General features: G+C 68.3%; 16 protein-coding genes. 3 read left to right on the top strand and 13 right to left on the bottom strand.

Going from position 1 to position 16,524, the window contains the following annotated elements; genetic code table 11:
* Positions 1-32: 32 nt before the first annotated feature.
* Both glnD and typA read right to left on the bottom strand, forming a co-directional pair.
* Entirely contained in the window at positions 33-2,735 is a 2,703-nt protein-coding gene (gene glnD, locus AC1RKE_RS04270; protein WP_191558678.1) for a [protein-PII] uridylyltransferase, read from the bottom strand.
* A 44-nt stretch (positions 2,736-2,779) separates the two neighbouring features.
* Positions 2,780-4,612, bottom strand: coding sequence for a translational GTPase TypA (gene typA, locus AC1RKE_RS04265; protein ID WP_152949182.1), 1,833 nt, complete (start codon positions 4,610-4,612; stop codon positions 2,780-2,782).
* A gap of 222 nt (positions 4,613-4,834) precedes the next feature.
* On the opposite strand from typA, the gene AC1RKE_RS04260 reads away from it, so the two are divergent.
* Positions 4,835-5,146, top strand: coding sequence for a UrcA family protein (locus tag AC1RKE_RS04260; protein ID WP_152949181.1), 312 nt, complete (start codon positions 4,835-4,837; stop codon positions 5,144-5,146).
* Here AC1RKE_RS04260 and AC1RKE_RS04255 read toward each other — a convergent pair.
* From AC1RKE_RS04255 to AC1RKE_RS04225, 7 genes are read right to left on the bottom strand one after another with little or no spacing between them, the layout of a single operon-like run.
* Entirely contained in the window at positions 5,143-5,676 is a 534-nt protein-coding gene (locus AC1RKE_RS04255) for a GNAT family N-acetyltransferase (protein WP_395941875.1), read from the bottom strand. The genes AC1RKE_RS04260 and AC1RKE_RS04255 overlap by 4 nt on opposite strands.
* Positions 5,631-6,101, bottom strand: coding sequence for a DUF6265 family protein (locus tag AC1RKE_RS04250; protein ID WP_348683207.1), 471 nt, complete (start codon positions 6,099-6,101; stop codon positions 5,631-5,633). The genes AC1RKE_RS04255 and AC1RKE_RS04250 overlap by 46 nt, the downstream gene beginning before the upstream one ends.
* Positions 6,102-6,134: 33 nt before the next feature.
* On the bottom strand, positions 6,135-6,959 hold the full coding sequence (locus AC1RKE_RS04245; RefSeq protein WP_348683205.1) for an AraC family transcriptional regulator: 825 nt from the start codon (positions 6,957-6,959) through the stop codon (positions 6,135-6,137).
* A gap of 1 nt (position 6,960) precedes the next feature.
* Positions 6,961-7,395, bottom strand: coding sequence for a DUF1178 family protein (locus AC1RKE_RS04240; RefSeq protein WP_182713721.1), 435 nt, complete (start codon positions 7,393-7,395; stop codon positions 6,961-6,963).
* A gap of 18 nt (positions 7,396-7,413) precedes the next feature.
* Positions 7,414-8,253, bottom strand: a complete 840-nt coding sequence (locus AC1RKE_RS04235; protein WP_348683203.1) for a carbon-nitrogen hydrolase family protein — start codon at positions 8,251-8,253, stop codon at positions 7,414-7,416.
* A 4-nt stretch (positions 8,254-8,257) separates the two neighbouring features.
* Positions 8,258-8,515 carry a glutaredoxin 3 gene (gene grxC, locus AC1RKE_RS04230; protein ID WP_348683202.1) on the bottom strand — a complete coding sequence of 86 codons (258 nt, stop codon included), beginning with the start codon at positions 8,513-8,515 and terminating at the stop codon, positions 8,258-8,260.
* Positions 8,516-8,574: 59 nt separating this feature from the next.
* Positions 8,575-9,381, bottom strand: a complete 807-nt coding sequence (locus AC1RKE_RS04225) for a ComFC family protein (protein ID WP_348683200.1) — start codon at positions 9,379-9,381, stop codon at positions 8,575-8,577.
* On the opposite strand from AC1RKE_RS04225, the gene AC1RKE_RS04220 reads away from it, so the two are divergent.
* Positions 9,380-10,309 carry a methyltransferase domain-containing protein gene (locus AC1RKE_RS04220; protein ID WP_348683199.1) on the top strand — a complete coding sequence of 310 codons (930 nt, stop codon included), beginning with the start codon at positions 9,380-9,382 and terminating at the stop codon, positions 10,307-10,309. The genes AC1RKE_RS04225 and AC1RKE_RS04220 overlap by 2 nt on opposite strands.
* 18 nt (positions 10,310-10,327) lie before the next feature.
* Here AC1RKE_RS04220 and AC1RKE_RS04215 read toward each other — a convergent pair whose 3' ends face one another.
* The 4 genes from AC1RKE_RS04215 to AC1RKE_RS04200 are packed head-to-tail and all read right to left on the bottom strand — an operon-like array spanning position 10,328 to position 13,267.
* Complete coding sequence (locus AC1RKE_RS04215) at positions 10,328-10,507, bottom strand: Flp family type IVb pilin (RefSeq protein WP_054764294.1); 180 nt, start codon at positions 10,505-10,507, stop codon at positions 10,328-10,330.
* Between the two features lie 24 nt (positions 10,508-10,531).
* Entirely contained in the window at positions 10,532-10,945 is a 414-nt protein-coding gene (locus AC1RKE_RS04210) for a (deoxy)nucleoside triphosphate pyrophosphohydrolase (RefSeq protein ID WP_228184942.1), read from the bottom strand.
* Positions 10,942-12,336 carry a bifunctional glutamate N-acetyltransferase/amino-acid acetyltransferase ArgJ gene (argJ, locus tag AC1RKE_RS04205; RefSeq protein WP_348683197.1) on the bottom strand — a complete coding sequence of 465 codons (1,395 nt, stop codon included), beginning with the start codon at positions 12,334-12,336 and terminating at the stop codon, positions 10,942-10,944. The genes AC1RKE_RS04210 and argJ overlap by 4 nt, the downstream gene beginning before the upstream one ends.
* A gap of 1 nt (position 12,337) precedes the next feature.
* Positions 12,338-13,267 (bottom strand): peptidylprolyl isomerase, encoded by a 930-nt coding sequence (locus AC1RKE_RS04200; RefSeq protein ID WP_348683211.1) that lies wholly within the window; start codon positions 13,265-13,267, stop codon positions 12,338-12,340.
* A 339-nt stretch (positions 13,268-13,606) separates the two neighbouring features.
* On the opposite strand from AC1RKE_RS04200, the gene secA reads away from it, so the two are divergent.
* Positions 13,607-16,456 (top strand): preprotein translocase subunit SecA, encoded by a 2,850-nt coding sequence (gene secA, locus AC1RKE_RS04195; protein WP_182713846.1) that lies wholly within the window; start codon positions 13,607-13,609, stop codon positions 16,454-16,456.
* Positions 16,457-16,524 lie beyond the last annotated feature (68 nt).

Genomic DNA, 16,524 nt, shown 5'->3' with positions numbered 1-16,524 from the left:
ACCGGGGGAGGAAGGCTGGAGAAAGGCGAGGCTTAGCGCGCTTCCGTCGGCGGCGATACGGATTTGGCGCGGGTCCGCCGCCCCAGTTCGGAGACGTCGCGCGCGCTGGCGCGGGCCGAGGCGACCTTGCGGCCCTCCGGCGCCGGGGCGCGGCTGTCCAGTACCGCTTCCAGGGCCGCGCGCAGTTCGGCGACCCGCTGTTCCGAGGTGATCTTCCGACCCTTGCGATCGACCACATAGAAGCTGTCCACCGCCCGCTCGCCATAGGAGGCGACATGGGCCGAGCGGATGTTCAGCCCTTCGTCGCTGAAGACCCGCGACAGGGCCGCAAGCAGGCCGGGCCGGTCGGCGCCCGAGACCTCGACCACGGTGGCGGTCTCGCTGGCGTGGTGATCGACCATGACCACGGGCCGGACCTCGAAGGCGGCCTTTCTGGCGTTGCCGGCGGGGGCGGGCGCCTTGCCGATGCGGCCCTCGCCGCGCGCGGCCTTCTCCAGCGCCTCGATCAGGGCGTTCAGCCGGCGCGGCTCGGCCTGGCCGTAGGGCAGGCCCGCCCCGTCCTGAACCCGAAAGACGTCCAGCACCACTCCCTCGTCCGTGGTCGCCACCCGGGCGTCCGTGACGTCGGCGCCCAGGGCGGCCATGGTCTGGGCCAGGTCGGCGAACAGGCCGGGCCGGTCCAGGGCGGCGATGGAGATTTCCGTGGCCTGGACCGGCAGACCCTCGACCGGCGTCAGGGGGGCGGCCTGGGCGGCGGCGCCGGTCTGGCGCGCCCGCTCCACCAGGGCCGGATGGGCCGCCAGCGGATCCGCGCGCGCCACGTCTTCGCCCCGGAACAGGGCGGCGACCTGGTCATAGAGGGTCCGCATCAGTTGGCCCTTCCAGCCGTTCCAGACCCCCGGCCCAACGGCGCGGATGTCGGCCACGGTCAGGACCAGCAGCATCCGCAGCCGCTCCGGATCGCCCACCAGTTCGGCGAAGGCGCGGATGGTGCCCGGATCGGACAGGTCGCGCTTCTGGGCGTAGTCGGACAGGGCCAGGTGGCTGCGCACCAGCCAGACCACCAGTTCGATGCGGCGCGGATCGACGCCCAGTCGCTCGCAGGCCCGGCGCGCGGCGATGGCCCCGTCCTCCAGCTGGCCGCGCTCGCCCCCCTTGCCGACGTCGTGCAGCAGCATGCCCAGCATCAGGGCTTCCATGTCCGAGATCAGGTGCACGATCTCGCTGGCCATCGGGTGGTCGGCCTTCAACTTGCCCCGGGCGATGTCGTTGATGACGCCGATGGCCTGGAGGGTGTGCTCGTCCACCGTATAGGCGTGGTACATGTTGAACTGGGTCTGGCCGACGATCCGCCCCCATTCCGGCAGGAACCGCCCCAGCAGCCCCGTCTCGTTCATGATGGTCAGGGTGCGATAGGGCCTCTGACCATGCGCCAGGACGTCAAGGAAGGCCCGCGACGCCACCGGATCGCGTCGCAGACGGGGCGTCACCAGCGACAGGGAGCGGGTCACGGCGGAGAAGGCGTCGGGGTGCAGGTCGAGATCGTGCCGGTCGGCGCAGACGAACAGGGTCAACAGCTTGACCGGATCGCGTTCGAACACCGAGGCGTCCTCGACCGACAGCCGCCCCTGGTCGATCCAGAAGCCCTCGATGTCCAGTTTTCGGCGACTGGGTCGAAAGGCGATCAGGCGCGACAGACCCTGGGCCGTCTTCTGGTGCCGCGCCTCCAGCTTGGCCGACATGGCCCGCGTCAGGGCGCCGACGTCACGAGCGTAGAGGAAATAGCGCCGCATGAACCGCTCGACCGCCGGCTCGTCGCCCCGACCCTGCCAGCCCATGCGCCGGGCGACCTCGGGCTGCATGTCGAAGGTCAGCTTCTCCTCCGCCCGCCCGGCGACCAGATGCAGATGGATCCGCACTCGCCACAGGAAGTCGAAGGCGTCGTCGGACGTCCGGCGTTCGCGCGGGGTGAACAGTTCGTCCATCACCGCCGCGCCCAGTCGGCTGTCCGGCGCCAGGGATCGGGCGATCCAGTACAGGGTGTTGAGGTCGCGCAAGCCTCCCTTGCCGTCCTTGACGTTCGGCTCGACCTTGTAACGGGTCACGCCGGCCTTCTGGTGCCGGGCGGCGCGTTCCTCCAGCTTGGCGGCGATGAAGGGACGGGGGTCGGCCTTGGCCACCATGTCGCGGAACCGGCCGATCATCAGCTCGGACAGGCGCGCGTCCCCCGCCAGATGGCGCGCCTCCAAGAGGGTGGTCCGCACCGTCATGTCCGTGCGCGACAGGCTCAGGCACTCCTCCACCGATCGCACGGAAGGCCCGACCTTGATGCCCAGATCCCACAGAACATAAAGGACGAATTCGATCACTGTGCCCCCGCGCGGCGTCGCCTTGGCGGGCCGCAGGAACAACAGGTCCAGGTCGGAATAGGGCGCCAGCACGCCCCGGCCGTAACCGCCCACGGCCACCAGGGACAGACGCTCGCTCTCGACCGGGGAAACCGGGAACAGGACCTCGGTCGCCACGCGCCACAGGGCCGACAGCATGTCGTCGGCGGCCCTGGCGTAGAGGCGGGCGACTTCCCGCCCCTTCATTCCGCCGTCCAGCTTGCGCTCGGCGCGAGCGCGGGCGACGTCATAGGCTTCGCGCAGAACGACAGAGACCGCCGCGCGCGGGTCTTTCGCGCGGGCGGCCTCGTCAAGGCGGTCATCCAGACTGGGCGGAACGAGGGTCATGTCCGGCCCATATAGGCGCCGAACCCCTATGCGTCAGTGAAGGATTACTCGGGGCGAACGCGCTTCTTGCGGAACGACGGGTTCAGCACCTGTTTGCGCAGACGGATGGACTTCGGCGTCACCTCGACCAGCTCGTCGTCGTCGATATAGGCGATGGCCTGTTCCAGCGACATCTGGCGCGCAGGGGTCAGGCGCACGGCCTCGTCCTTGCCGGCGGCGCGGACGTTGGTCAGCTGCTTGCCCTTGATCGGGTTGACGTCCAGGTCGTCCCAGCGCGCGTTTTCGCCGATGATCATGCCCTGGTAGGTCTTTTCGCCGGCGCCGACGAACATGACGCCGCGGTCTTCCAGGTTCCACAGGGCGAAGGCGGCGGTCTCGCCGTCGGAGTTCGAGATCAGCACGCCCTTCAGACGGCCGGCGATGGCGCCCTTGTGCGGCTCATAGTGGCTGAACACCCGGTTCAGCACGCCCGAACCGCGCGTATCGGTCAGGAACTCGCCCTGATAGCCGATCAGGGAGCGCGACGGGCACTTCAGCTGGATACGGGTCTTGCCGGCGCCCGACGGACCCATGTCAGTCATTTCGGCCTTACGGGCCGACAGCTTCTCGATGACGATGCCCGAGAATTCGTCGTCGACGTCGATCATGACGTCCTCGATCGGCTCCATCTTCTCGCCGTTGGGCCCTTCCTGGAAGACCACGCGCGGACGCGAGATCGACAGTTCGAAGCCTTCGCGGCGCATGTTCTCGATCAGAACGCCCAGCTGCAGTTCGCCGCGGCCGGCCACCTCATAGGCGTCGCCGCCTTCGGTGGTGGTGACGCGGATGGCGACGTTGGCCTCGGCCTCCTTCAGCAGGCGGTCGCGGATGACGCGCGACTGGACCTTGTCGCCCTCGCGACCGGCCAGGGGGCTGTCGTTGACCGAGACGGTCATCGAGATGGTCGGCGGGTCGATCGGCTGGGCGGGAAGGGCCTCGGTGACTTCCAGGGCGCACAGGGTGTCGGCCACGGTCGCCTTGGACATGCCCGCGATGGCGACGATGTCGCCGGCCTCGGAGCCCTCGTCCAGCGGCTGGCGCTTCAGGCCGCGGAAGGCCAGGACCTTGGTGATGCGACCGCGCTCGATCTCCTTGCCGTCGCGGTCCAGGGCCTTGATGGCCATGCCGGGCACGGCCTTGCCGCTCTCGATCCGGCCCGTCAGCAGACGGCCCAGGAAGGGGTCGGATTCGATCAGGACGTTCAGAATCTGGAACGGCTTGTCGACGTTCTGCTGCTGCTTGGGCGGCGGGACGTGACGGACGATCAGGTCGAACAGGGGCGCCAGATTGTCGTTCGGCTGGTTCAGGTCCAGCGTCGCCCAGCCGTTGCGGCCCGAGGCGTAGATGTGGGGGAAGTCCAGCTGTTCGTCGGTCGCGCCGATGGCGGCGAACAGGTCGAAGGTCTCGTTGTGGACCCGGTCCGGATCGGCGTGGGCGCGGTCGACCTTGTTGATGCAGAGGATGGGGCGCAGGCCCATCTTCAGCGCCTTGGTCAGCACGAACTTGGTCTGGGGCATGACGCCTTCCTCGGCGTCGACCAGCAGGACGCAGCCGTCCACCATGCCCAGAATCCGCTCCACCTCGCCGCCGAAGTCGGCGTGGCCGGGGGTGTCGATGATGTTGATCCGGGTTTCGCCGGCCTCGCCGTTCCAGAGCACCGAGGTGCATTTGGCCAGGATGGTGATGCCCCGTTCCTTCTCCTGGTCGTTGGAGTCCATGGCGCGCTCGGTCGTCGCCTCATTGGCTCGGAAGACGCCGGACTGGGCCAGAAGTTGGTCCACCAGGGTCGTCTTGCCGTGGTCGACGTGGGCGATGATGGCGACGTTGCGCAGGTTCATTTGATAATCGCGAAAAGGCGCGGCCGAGATGCGGGCGGCCGCTGGTCATGAAAAGGCGTGCAGGGAGCGCGCGCCTCTTACAGCCATGTGGACGGAAAGACCAGAGCGGGCGTTTCGCCGCCTGCCGCCGCCTTACCGATATTTCATTCCGGACGCCGCATCCGCGCGGTCGAGCCCACTCCTCTACCCCTCGACGGCGTGACCGTTTGGACAAGGGAGACGATGATGACGGGCTTAATGGGATTGATGCTGGCGGCGGCCGTTCTGGCGCCCGGCGGCGCGCCGGACATGCGCGTGGACGCCAAGGGGCTGAGCATGGGCCGGACGGGGGACGCAGCGGTTCTGGCCGATCGAATTCAGACGGCCAGCCGAGACTGGTGCGCCCAGCATCGGGCGGTTCTGACGCCTAGCGACCTGGGGCTGCCGCAGGTGTGCGAGCGGGAAATGCGGCGCCGCGCCTATTATCAGCTGCCTGCTTCCGAACGCCGCCTGTTCGTCAAGGCCGGCGGGCGTCGCCTGCTGAACCAGTTTTAGAGACGACGCACCATATAGCGGGCGTCGGCGCCGTAGCTGGCCAATTTGGCGGCCATGCCCGGCGCCGTCTGCTCAACGAAGCCGTGGCGGGACCAGAAGGCGACGGCGTCATTGACGGCCACCAGGGCGACGGCGGGCCAGCCGTCCTCCGTCGCCAGTTCCGCCAGCCGTTCGACCACCGCGTGCGTCAGCCCGCCGCCCCGCGTCTCGGGGTGCAGGGCCAGGTCGTGTAGATAGAGGACAGCCGGGTCCGTCGGCAGGCCTTCGATCACCGTGTTCAAGGGCGGCGCCCCGTCGGCCCGCCAGGGATAGGCGATCAGATAGCCCTGCGCCGGGGCGTCCCCGTCCGCCAGGACGAAACAGCCGCGCGGATAAAGGGCCAGCCGGTTCTCGAAACAGGCCCCTGCCTCGAAATGATCGGGGAAGGACAGACGGGCGATCTCGACCACGGCGTCGATATCGCCCGGCCGCATGGGCCGCCAGACTAGCTGGGGCAGCGCGCGTTCAGCTCCGCCTTCTGGAACCGCCATCGAATAATCCTCTCCTGGCCGTCCAGCACGCCTTCGATCCGGGCGTTCAGGACATCGCCGTCGCGTTCATAGACGACCCGTTTTGGAAAGTCGTCGTCGGCCGCCTGTTCGAACACCACCCGGCTGGGCCCGGAGACGATCACCGGAAAGACGGCGGCAGGCTGGCCCTCCGGCTGGGCGAAATAGGCCAGGGGCGCGGCCGGGTTCGGATCGACCGGGGCGATGCGCGACAGCTCCCACCCGGCCCGTCCGCCGCGGACGGTCAGCGAGGTCCCCAGCATCAGGTTCAGGCGTGGATCGGTCCAGGTCTCGGACACTTCGCGGCCCGGTTCGCAGGACAGCCAGTAGCCGGCCATCCAGCCCAGATCGGGACGCAGATCCGGCGCGGTCTGAAGGGCGGCGGCGAGAAGCAGCGGGGTCAGCATGGTGGGTTTCCCTCTCCGGTCGATGTCGACAGGCTAGGCGGCGTGCGGGCTCGACGGCTTGTAGGTTTGCGACGCTATGGCTCGGGCCAGGGCGTGCTGCTCCCGGGCCCATTCCGTGGCGGTGCAGCCCAGGAAGCGCCGGAAATCGCGGGCCATCTGCGGTTGGTCGAAATAGCCGGCCTGTAGCCCCGCTTCGAGCCAGCTCTGAGCCTCGCCGTCCGGCTGTGCGGCGTGGTCGAACACCCGGCGAAAGCGGAAAATCGAACGCAGCAGGCGGGGCGAGACACCGACCCGGTCGGCGAAGCGCCGCTGAAGCGCCCGTTGCGCCCCCGACGACCGAGGCGGCGCGGGCCGCTCGGCGGCCGCCTCATCGATCTCTGGGCGAACGATCGGGTCGATCGTCCAGTCCCCGTGCTGCTTCTGGCGGGTCAGCCAGGCGACGAAGGCCTCCGCCTGGCCCGTCGGATCGCCCGGCGGCGGATCGAACCCGATGAGGCGTTCGACCATGTCCAGCCGTCTGTCGGTCGCCTCGACCAGCGGTCGACCCAGAAAGTCACGCGCCCCGTCCGGTTCGAACCGGACGGACACCAGTTCGATGGGACCGGTCGGCTTCATGGCCAGGGGACAGGTCATCTGTCCGGCGAACAGGGCCGGGGGCTGCAGGTGGAAAGCACCGTCCTCGCCCTGTTCGGCGTAGGGGGCGCCGAGGTCGAACACCAGTTCGGGGCAGCCGTCAGGCGCGATGCGCTGGACGGTTGGACTGGGATCGGGGGCGGCGTAGGTCCAGATCACGCGGACGAAGGGCCGCAGGGCCGCTGGCGGCGCGAACTCCTGATACCGCTCCTCCCCCGAGGTCACCTCAGTTGACCTTGGAGGGGTCCGGCGGCGGGGCGGGCAGGGGGGCGACCGGGACGCCGTCCTCCTTCAGCTTCTTCACCTCGGCGGGCGTGGCCTCGCCGTAGATCTCGCGCTTTTCGGACCGGCCTTCATGGATGTCGCGGGCCTCGCGGGCGAAGGCGTCGCCGACATAGTCGAAGTTCGCCTCGACATGGGCGCGCACCTCGCGCGCGGCCTCCATCATCATGGTCTGCATCCGGGCCGCGATCTCGGGGGCCGCGTCTGACTTGCGCGTGCCGCTGACCGCCGGGGCCATGATCGCCTTCTGCACCGAACGCGAGCCGCAGAAGGGGCATTCGACCAGACCGCGCGCGGCCTGGTCGTCATAGTCGGCGGACGAGCCGAACCAGGCTTCGAAACCGTGGGCCTGATCGCAGTTGAGAGCGTATCGGATCATGGGTGGTCAGGGGCTGAATCAGCGGGCGGGCAGAAAGTCGCGATCGTGGGTCAGAGCGGGCACGGCCGTTCGGGCCTTGGCCGCCGCCTCCATGTCCAGCTTGGCCTTAAGAACGCAAGGGTCGTCGTGATCCGCCTTGGCCAGAATCTCGCCCCAGGGGCCCACGACCGTCGAGCGGCCCCAGGTGCGGCGACCGTCCTCATGTAGCCCGCCCTGGGCCGGGGCCAGGACGAAGGCGCCGGCTTCTATGGCCCGCGCGCGCAGCAGCACCTCCCAATGGGCTTCTCCGGTCGGAACCGTAAAGGCGGCGGGCACGGCGATCATCGAGGCCCCGGCCTTGGCCAGCTGGCGGTGCAGGTGGGGGAAGCGGATGTCGTAGCAGATGGTCAGGCCCAGCCGCCCCCAGGGCGTGTCGGCGACCGCCGCCCCGTCGCCGGGCCGCACCGTGGCGCTTTCGCGATATTTTTCGCCATTGGGCAGTTCGACGTCGAAGACGTGCAGCTTGTCGTACCGGGCCGTGATCGCGCCCGCCGGATCGACCAGCAGCGACCGGTTGGCCGCTCGCCCGTCGCCCGTTTGGCCGGACCGAACGATGGCCGAGCCGATCAGCAGCCAGATCCCCAGCTCCGCCGCCAGACGGCGCAGGCCCAGGACGGCGACGTCAGCCTCTTCATCCGTTATCGCGGCGTCGCGTCGGTCGCGGCGCTGCTCCAGGAGATTGGTCCCTTCCGGCGTCAGGACGAATTTCGCCCCGCCCGCCGCCGCCTCGCGGATCAGGGGCTCGACATGGGCCAAAGCCGCCTCGGCCGTCGCCGGCGTGCGGGTCTGGATCAGGGCGATGTCGAGCCCGCCGCTCATCGCATCAGGCCGTCAGAAGCGGGTCGAGCTTGCCGTCGCGGTCCAGGGCGTGGATGTCGTCCGAGCCGCCGACGTGCTGACCGTCGATGAAGATCTGGGGGAAGGTCATGCGCCCGCCCGACTTCTCGACCATCTCGGCCTTCTTTTCGGGGTCGTTGGAGGCGACGATCTCCGAATAGTCGACGCCCTTCTTCTTCAGCAGCGCCATGGCGCTGTAGCAATAGGGGCAGCCGGGCTTGGTGTAGATGACGACGTCAGCCAAATCAGAACTCCAGATAAGGGCGTCCCTCAAGCAGCGAGCCGCGCGGGGAGCGATAGGAACTACATAGTCAGTTCACGGGCGTTTCGCACCCGTGCGATCACGGCTAGATCCACGGCCCGCGCCCCGGCGTCGAGCAGGGCGCGCGCGCAGGCCTCGCCGGTCGCGCCCGTGGTCAACACATCGTCGATCAGAAGGATGCGGCGTCCCTTCAGGCGGCGTCGCCCGGCCTCGGTCACGGCGAAGGCCTTTTTCACGTTCAGCCGTCGGCCGCGGCGGCTCTTGCCGCCCTGGCTCGCCGTATGGCTGGCCCGGATCAGGGCGTCGGGCAGATAATCCAGCCCGGCGCGCCGGGCCAGGGGGCGGGCGATCTCGGCGGCCTGGTTGAACCGGCGCGACAGCAGTCGCAACGGGTGCAGGGGCACGGGGACCACGGCGTCGGCCTCAGCGACCAGTTCAGCGCCCGCTCGGCTGATCCAGCGCGCGAACAGGGCGGCGAACTGCTGCTGGTCCCCGTGTTTGAAGCGCAGGATCAGGCTTCGGGACGCCTCGTCATAGACGCAGGCGGCGCGGGCGCGGGCGAAGACATAGGGTTGGGCGATGCAGGCTGCGCAGCGGGTTTCGGCGAAAGGGCCGCCGTCGAATTCGAAGGCCGCGCCGCAGCCGTCGCACACCGGCGCCTCCAAGAACCGTATGCGGCTCCAGGCGTCGGGCGTCAGGCCGGCAGCGGCCGTGGCCTCGGGGCTGTCATGCGCCAGGGGCGGCAGGACCAGATCGGCCAGTCCCCGCGCGAAGTCCAGGCCGGCCCGCCGCAAATGACGCGCCGCCCCTTCCCAGGCGCGCCCCAAACCCCCATCCTGAAGGTCCATGAGCCTTTCCCCCTCCTCCGGCCCCGACGCCGTGCCGCCGACGACCGCCCCCCCGCGCATCTTTGACGCCGGGCGTCGAGAGGCGCGACTGGCGCGGTCTGAAAGGCGGCTGACGCAGGCCGATTTTCTTCACGTCCGCGCGGCCGAAAACGCGGTCGGCAGTCTCGAGGCCATATTGCGCGACTTTCCCGTCGCGGTCGATCTGTCCGCCCATCCGGGCCCCTTCGCCCGGGCCCTCGCGTCCAGCGAAGCGGCGGATCGGGTGGGGCGGATCGTCGCTCCGACCTCGCGGGCCGAGCGGGCCGCGCCCGGTCGCGACGCCCTGCCGCTGGAAGACGGGACGACGGATCTGATCGTCTCCCTGCTCAATCTCCACTGGGCCAACGACCTGCCCGGCGCATTGGCCCAGATCCGGCGCACCTTGAAACCGGACGGGCTGTTTCTGGGCGCCTTGTTCGGGGCGGGCGCCCTGAAGGAGCTCCGGGCCGTCCTGACCGAGGCCGAGCTGGCCGAACGCGGCGGGGCCCAGGCGCGTGTTTCGCCCTTCGCCGACGGTTATGACGGGGCCGCCCTTCTCCAACGCGCCGGCTTCGCCCTGCCGGTCTCGGACGTGGACCGTTTCGTGGTGCGCTATCCGGACATGTTCGCCCTGGTCCGCGATCTCCGCGCCATGGGCGAGACCAATGTGCTGCACGGGCCGATCCGCCCCCTGAATCGCGCAATCATCAGCCGTGCGGCGCATCTTTACGCCGAACGCTACGGCGACGCGGACGGGCGGATCTCCGCCACCTTCGAAATCATTCACCTGGCCGGTTGGAAGCCGCACGAGAGCCAGCAGAAGCCGCTGCCGCGCGGCTCGGCCAAGGTCCGGCTGGCCGACGCCTTGGGGGTCAAGGAGTTGACGGGGGAGGAGGGCGATCCGGCCTGATCGCGCTGCGGGAACGCGTCAGCGTCCCAGGGCGTCCGCGATCTTCTGCATGACGTCTTTGTAGAGGGCGCCGTTGGCCCCCCCCAGGGCGTTCAAACCGCCCAGGATGGCGACGAAGATCAAGCCGCAGATCAGACCGTATTCAATGGCGGTCGCGCCGCGCTCGTCGCTCAGGAACCGGGCGATGAATCCGTTCATGTCCCGCTCCATGGACGGCGGTGGTCACAACAGGTCGCGCAGCCAGGCGACCAGGGGTTCGTCCGCCGGCGGCATGGGATAGTCCGAAAGCTGGTTCGGTCTGACCCAGGCCAGGGCGGCGTGTTCACGCGCGGCGACCACGCCGTTCCACCGGCGACACAGATACAGTGGCATCAACAGGTGAAAGGAATCATAAGCGTGGCTGGCGAAGACGAAGGGCGCCAGGCAGGATTCGCTGACCTCTATGCCCAGTTCCTCGCTCAGTTCTCGGATGAGAGCCGCCTCGGGCCGTTCGCCGGGCTCGACCTTGCCGCCGGGAAACTCCCACAGGCCGGCCAGCGTCTTGCCCTCGGGCCTTTTGGCGATCAGCACCCGTCCGTCAATGTCGATCAGGGCGACGGCGACGACGAGGACGGTGGGAAGCGGCCGATCCGTCACGAGCGGTAATCGCCGTTGATCTCGATATAGCCCTTGGTCAGATCGCAGGTCCAAACCGTGGCCGAGGCTCGGCCCGCGCCGACGTCGACCGTGATGTCGATCTCGGGATTCTTCATATAGGCGGTCATCTTGGCCTCGTCGTAGGTTGGGGACGGGGCGCCATCGACGGCGGCCTGGTGAGGGCCGAACCTGATCGCCAGACGGTCGCGGTCCACCGGCTCCTCGGTCTTGCCCACGGCCATGACCACCCGGCCCCAGTTGGCGTCCTGGCCGGCGATGGCGGTCTTGACCAGGGGGCTGTCGGCGATCGACTTGGCCAGCTTGCGGGCCGAGGCGGGGCTGGCGGCGCCGTCCACCGTCACCTTGACGAACTTGGTCGCCCCCTCGCCGTCGCGCACCAGCTGGTGCGCCAGATCCAGCATGACCTTGTCCAGGGCGGCCGAGAAGCTCTTCAGCCGCCGGTCGCCGACCCGGCCGATCCGCGGCGCGCCCGAGGTTCCGGTGGCGAACAGCAGGGCCGTGTCGTTGGTCGAGGTGTCGCCGTCCACCGTCACCGAGTTGAAGGTGGTGCGGACGTGCAGGCCCAGCAGGGCCTTCAGCACGTTCGGATGGATGTCGGCGTCGGTGACGATGAAGGCCAGCATGGTCGCCATGTCTGGCGCGATCATGCCCGACCCCTTGGCGATCCCGGCGATCCGGACCTTGTACCCCTCGATCTCGGCCTCGGCGTAGGAGCCCTTGGGGAAGGTGTCGGTGGTCATGATGCCGCGCCCGGCGCGGGCCCACTGTTCGGACGGATGGAGGTCGGCGTCCAGACCGGCTTCGATGTCCGGCAGTTTGGACACGATCTTCTTGTCGTCCAGCACCACGCCGATGACCCCGGTCGAGGCCATCATCACGTCCCGCTGGCGGCACCCGAACCGTTTGGCGACCTCGGAGGCCGCCCGCCGCGCGGCGTCGGCGCCGGCCTTGCCGGTGAAGGCGTTGGCGCAGCCGGCGTTGATCACCAGGGCGCGCACGTCCTTGCCGCCCTCAGCGCCGCCCAGATGCTTCTTGCACCAGTCGACCGGCGCCGAGCCGATCTTGTGGCGGGTGAAGACCCCGGCGCAGCTGGTGCCGCGCGCGAACCGGAAAACGACCAGGTCGTCGCGTTCATGCTTGTAGAAGCCGGCGCGGGCCGTGGCGATCTCGACCCCGCCGATAGGGGGAATGGTCGGGAAGGGCACAGCCAGGGGCGAGACGGCCAGGCCGGGCTTTCCGGCGGCTGGGGCGGCGGGCGCGGCGGCGGCCTCGGCCGGGCGGGTGGCGCGCTTCAGGGCTGCAGCGAAGGGGTCCAGCGCCTTTTCGAACGCCTGTTCGATCTTCTGGCCGGTCGTGGGGGTCTTGGTCATGTCAGGCGGCCGGTGAGAGGGGGGTGTCAGACGCGGAAGGCGGGGCGGAAGGCGGGGCGGAAGCGGGGGCGGAAGCGGGGCGGGGCAGGCCCCCCGACGGCGCCGACGCCGGCTCCTCGTCACCCGCGCCGGAACCGCCGGGCAGCAGAATATCGACCTTGGCCTTGTCGCGCAGCTGTTCCAACAGGCGTCTCACCCCTTCATAGGTCAGGTAGCGGACGATTTGCGGCCGAGCCTGTTCCAGAGTCGGCGGGTTTTCCTTGCGCCGGTCCTCGACCCGCAGCACGGCCCAGCCGCCCTCGGTCTGGAAGGGACCGACGGTCGAACCGGCCGGCTTGTCACGCAGGGCGCCGGCATAGGCCTGGGGCATGACGTCCAGGGTGGAATAGCCCAGGTCGCCGCCAGAAAAGCGGGTGGCCTCGTCGATCGACCGCTCCATGGCCACGGCCTCGAAGCTGGCGCCCTGGCCCAGAATGCCGATGACGGCGTCCGCCTCGGGCTTGGTGCGCGACAGGATCAGGCGGACCCGGATCTCCTCGGACGTCTTCGCCAGGCGCAGCTGCTCATTGTAAAGCGTCTGGATCGCCTGATCGGAGATGGCGCCGTTGACGACGCTCTCGACCAGCATGTCGCCTAGAATCCGTTCGCGGGTCGCCTCCAGCCGCCGCTGCGCCAGAGGTGAGGCGTCCAGGCGACGGCGCTCCGCTTCGCGCGCCAGCAGCTTCTGATCGACCACCTCGTCCAGAACCCGGCGGAAAAGCTCGGAGGTCACATCCAGGGGCTCGCCTTCCCCGACCAGACCCTGCGCCACCGCCTCGCGCTTGACGTCCGAGGCCCAGATGATCTGGTCCTGAACCTTGGCTACCTGCCGGTCGCCCGGCTGCGGCGCCCGATCGTCGTCGCCGCCGCGCGAACAGGCGGCCAGCATCATCGCCAAGGCCGTCGCGGCGACCAAGGCGATGCCGCCGACCGATCCAAGGCCTCCTCGGGAAGGGGCGTGTCGGAAATGGAGGCGCCGGAATGGGATCAAGGGGACGCTCCGTCGAAGGCGGCCGAAAGCCCCCGCGTTGACAGGGGTTAGGGCGGTGCTTAAGTCCCGCCTGCGCCCAAGTCGAGGGGTTTTGATCGTCTGCGCGGCCCTTCGCGCGCGCCTGTGTCGGCGCGGCGGGGTCGTCATCGGTCCGAACGCCGCTTGGGGCGCGATCCTCGCCGCCCCTCACGGGATTTCAGAGCCGCTCCTTAATGACGCTCGACCTTTACCGGATCTGACATGCTCGGCTTCGCCAAGAAACTCTTCGGCTCTTCCAACGACCGCAAGGTCAAGGCTTTCCAGGACCATGCCCAGCGCATCAATGCGCTAGAGCCCAAGTTCGCCGCCCTGTCGGACGACGAGCTGCGGATGATGACTGACGCTTTCCGCGACCGTCTGAGCAATGGCGAAAGCCTGGACAAGATCCTGCCGGAAGCCTTCGCCGTCGTGCGCGAGGCGTCCAAGCGGGTGCTGGGCCAGCGTCAATATGACGTCCAGCTGGCGGGCGGCATGATCCTGCATGAGGGCGGCATCGCCGAAATGCGGACCGGCGAAGGCAAGACCCTGGTCGCCGTGGCGCCGGTCTATCTGAACGCCCTGGAAGGCAAGGGCGTCCACGTCATCACCGTCAACGACTATCTGGCCCGCCGCGACGCCGAGACCATGGGCCGGGTCTATCGCTTCCTGGGTCTTGAGGTCGGGGTCATCGTCAACGGCCTGTCCCAGGGCCAGCGCCAGGCCGCCTACGCGGCCGACGTGACCTACGGCACCAATAATGAGTTCGGCTTCGACTATCTGCGCGACAACCTGGTCTATGACCGGCGCGAGATGGTGCAGCGCCCCCACAACTTCGCCATCGTCGACGAGGTCGACTCCATCCTGATCGACGAGGCGCGCACGCCCCTGATCATCTCGGGCCCCACCGAGGACCGGTCGGACCTGTACAAGGTGCTGGACGCCCTGATCAAAGATCTGATCAAGGACAAGGACACCTATGAGCTGGACGAGAAGCAGAAGCAGGTTCTGCTGACCGAGCTGGGCTCCGAGCGTCTGGAAGAGGCCCTGGAGAAGGGCGGCCACTTCGCCCCCGACACCACCGGTCTTTACGACGCCGCCAACATCAGCCTGGTCCACCACTCCAACCAGGCCCTGCGCGCCAACACCCTGTATCAGCGGGACAAGGATTATATCATCAAGGGCGGCGAGATCATTCTGATCGACGAGTTCACCGGCCGGATGATGACCGGCCGGCGCCTGTCCGAAGGCCTGCACCAGGCCATCGAGGCCAAGGAGGACGTCAAGATCCAGCCCGAGAACCAGACCCTGGCCTCGGTCACGATCCAGAACTATTTCCGCCTGTATCAGAAGCTGTCCGGCATGACCGGCACGGCCGCGACCGAGGCCCAGGAGTTCGGCGACATCTACAAGATGGAGGTGCTGGAGGTGCCGACCAACCGGCCGATCCAGCGCAAGGACTATGACGACGAAGTCTATCGGACCCATGCGGAAAAGAGCCAGGCCATCGCCCGACAGATCGCCGAATGTCACCTGGCGGGCCAGCCCATCCTGGTCGGCACGGTCTCGATCGAGCGCTCCGAACAACTGTCCGAGCTGCTGCGCACCTATGAGTACAAGGTCGAGGTCTCGCGCAAGCTGAAGCCCCAGTACGAGGGCAAGGCCAAGGAGGCCGAGAAGATCGGCGACGCCGCCTATGACATCACCTATGAGACCAAGCTGCGCGGCATTCCGCACTCGGTCCTGAACGCGCGCCAGCATGAGCAGGAGGCCTATATCGTCGCCGACGCCGGTCTGCCGGGCGCGGTGACCATCGCCACCAACATGGCCGGCCGCGGCACCGACATCCAGCTCGGGGGCAACCTCGAGATGAAGATGCAGAAATGGCTGCTGGAACAGCGGAACATGGCCGTCGAGGTCACGCCCGAGATGCACGCGGCCAAGGAGGCCGAGTTCAAGGCCGAGATTGCCGTCAACCGCGAGAAGGCCCTGGCCGCCGGCGGTCTGTTCGTCCTGGGCACCGAACGCCATGAGAGCCGCCGGATCGACAACCAGCTGCGCGGCCGCACCGGCCGCCAGGGCGACCCGGGCGTGTCGAAATTCTATCTGTCCTGCGAGGACGACCTGCTGCGCATCTTCGCCGGCGATCGTCTGGACTCGATCATGAAGACCTTCGGGGTCGCGGAAGGCGAGGCCATCACCCACCCCTGGTTGAACCGCGCCATCGAGACCGCCCAGAAGCGGGTCGAGACCCGCAACTACGACATCCGCAAGAATCTGCTGAAGTACGACGACGTCGTGAACGACCAGCGCAAGGCCGTGTTCGAACAGCGCCAGGAGTTCATGGATTCCGAGGATCTGTCCGAACTGGTCGGCGACTTCCGCCGCGACGTGGTGTCCGACCTGGTCGAACGCTACATGCCGCCCAAGGCCTATGCCGAACAGTGGGACATCGACGGCCTGGATGAAAAGGTCCGCTCGACCCTGGGGCTGGAGCTGCCGCTCCACGACTGGGCAGCCGAGGAAGGCGTCTCCAACGAGGAGATCGAGGAGCGGCTGCTCGCCGCCGCCGACGCCCGCGCGGCCGAACGTCTGGAGCTGATCGGCGCCGAACAGACGCGCGGCCTGGAAAAGCAATTCATGCTGCAGATGATCGACATGCAGTGGCGCGAACACCTGGTCCATCTGGACCATCTGCGCGGCGTGATCGGCCTGCGCGGCTACGGCCAGCGCGACCCGTTGCAGGAGTATAAGACCGAGGCCTTCAACCTGTTCGAAGGTCTGCTCTACGACCTGCGCCACAACGTCACCCGCTGGCTGATGACGGTGGAGTTCCGCTTCCAGGCGCCGCCTGAACTGCCTGAGTTCCAGGAAATCCACCTGAACCCCGGCACCGGCGAAAATGAGATGGCCGATCCGGCCGCTCAGAACCCCGAAGGCCAGCTGATCGGCGACGACCGGTCGAAACTGCCGGTCGAGGCGCTTCCGCCGGGCTGGGAGATGACCGGCCGCAATGCACCCTGCCCCTGCGGCTCGGGCCGCAAGTTCAAACACTGCCACGGCGCCCTGATCTGAGCCTTTCGGCGCGGTAAGGACGAAAAAGAAGGCCCGGAGCAAATGCTCCGGGCCTTTGTCGTTTGCGA

The organism is Brevundimonas sp. GW822-FHT03E11, from assembly GCF_058801445.1.
This window is presented reverse-complemented; position numbering and strand designations above follow the sequence as displayed.

What these genes read in the sequence shown, in the direction of transcription:
- glnD (WP_191558678.1), bottom strand. Translation starts at nt 2,735, where the DNA reads ATGACCCTCGTTCCGCCCAGTCTGGATGACCGCCTTGACGAGGCCGCC.
- typA (WP_152949182.1), bottom strand. Translation starts at nt 4,612, where the DNA reads ATGAACCTGCGCAACGTCGCCATCATCGCCCACGTCGACCACGGCAAG.
- AC1RKE_RS04260 (WP_152949181.1), top strand. Translation starts at nt 4,835, where the DNA reads ATGATGACGGGCTTAATGGGATTGATGCTGGCGGCGGCCGTTCTGGCG.
- AC1RKE_RS04255 (WP_395941875.1), bottom strand. Translation starts at nt 5,676, where the DNA reads ATGGCGGTTCCAGAAGGCGGAGCTGAACGCGCGCTGCCCCAGCTAGTC.
- AC1RKE_RS04250 (WP_348683207.1), bottom strand. Translation starts at nt 6,101, where the DNA reads ATGCTGACCCCGCTGCTTCTCGCCGCCGCCCTTCAGACCGCGCCGGAT.
- AC1RKE_RS04240 (WP_182713721.1), bottom strand. Translation starts at nt 7,395, where the DNA reads ATGATCCGATACGCTCTCAACTGCGATCAGGCCCACGGTTTCGAAGCC.
- AC1RKE_RS04235 (WP_348683203.1), bottom strand. Translation starts at nt 8,253, where the DNA reads ATGAGCGGCGGGCTCGACATCGCCCTGATCCAGACCCGCACGCCGGCG.
- AC1RKE_RS04220 (WP_348683199.1), top strand. Translation starts at nt 9,380, where the DNA reads ATGAGCCTTTCCCCCTCCTCCGGCCCCGACGCCGTGCCGCCGACGACC.
- AC1RKE_RS04225 (WP_348683200.1), bottom strand. Translation starts at nt 9,381, where the DNA reads ATGGACCTTCAGGATGGGGGTTTGGGGCGCGCCTGGGAAGGGGCGGCG.
- AC1RKE_RS04215 (WP_054764294.1), bottom strand. Translation starts at nt 10,507, where the DNA reads ATGAACGGATTCATCGCCCGGTTCCTGAGCGACGAGCGCGGCGCGACC.
- argJ (WP_348683197.1), bottom strand. Translation starts at nt 12,336, where the DNA reads ATGACCAAGACCCCCACGACCGGCCAGAAGATCGAACAGGCGTTCGAA.
- AC1RKE_RS04200 (WP_348683211.1), bottom strand. Translation starts at nt 13,267, where the DNA reads ATGATGCTGGCCGCCTGTTCGCGCGGCGGCGACGACGATCGGGCGCCG.
- secA (WP_182713846.1), top strand. Translation starts at nt 13,607, where the DNA reads ATGCTCGGCTTCGCCAAGAAACTCTTCGGCTCTTCCAACGACCGCAAG.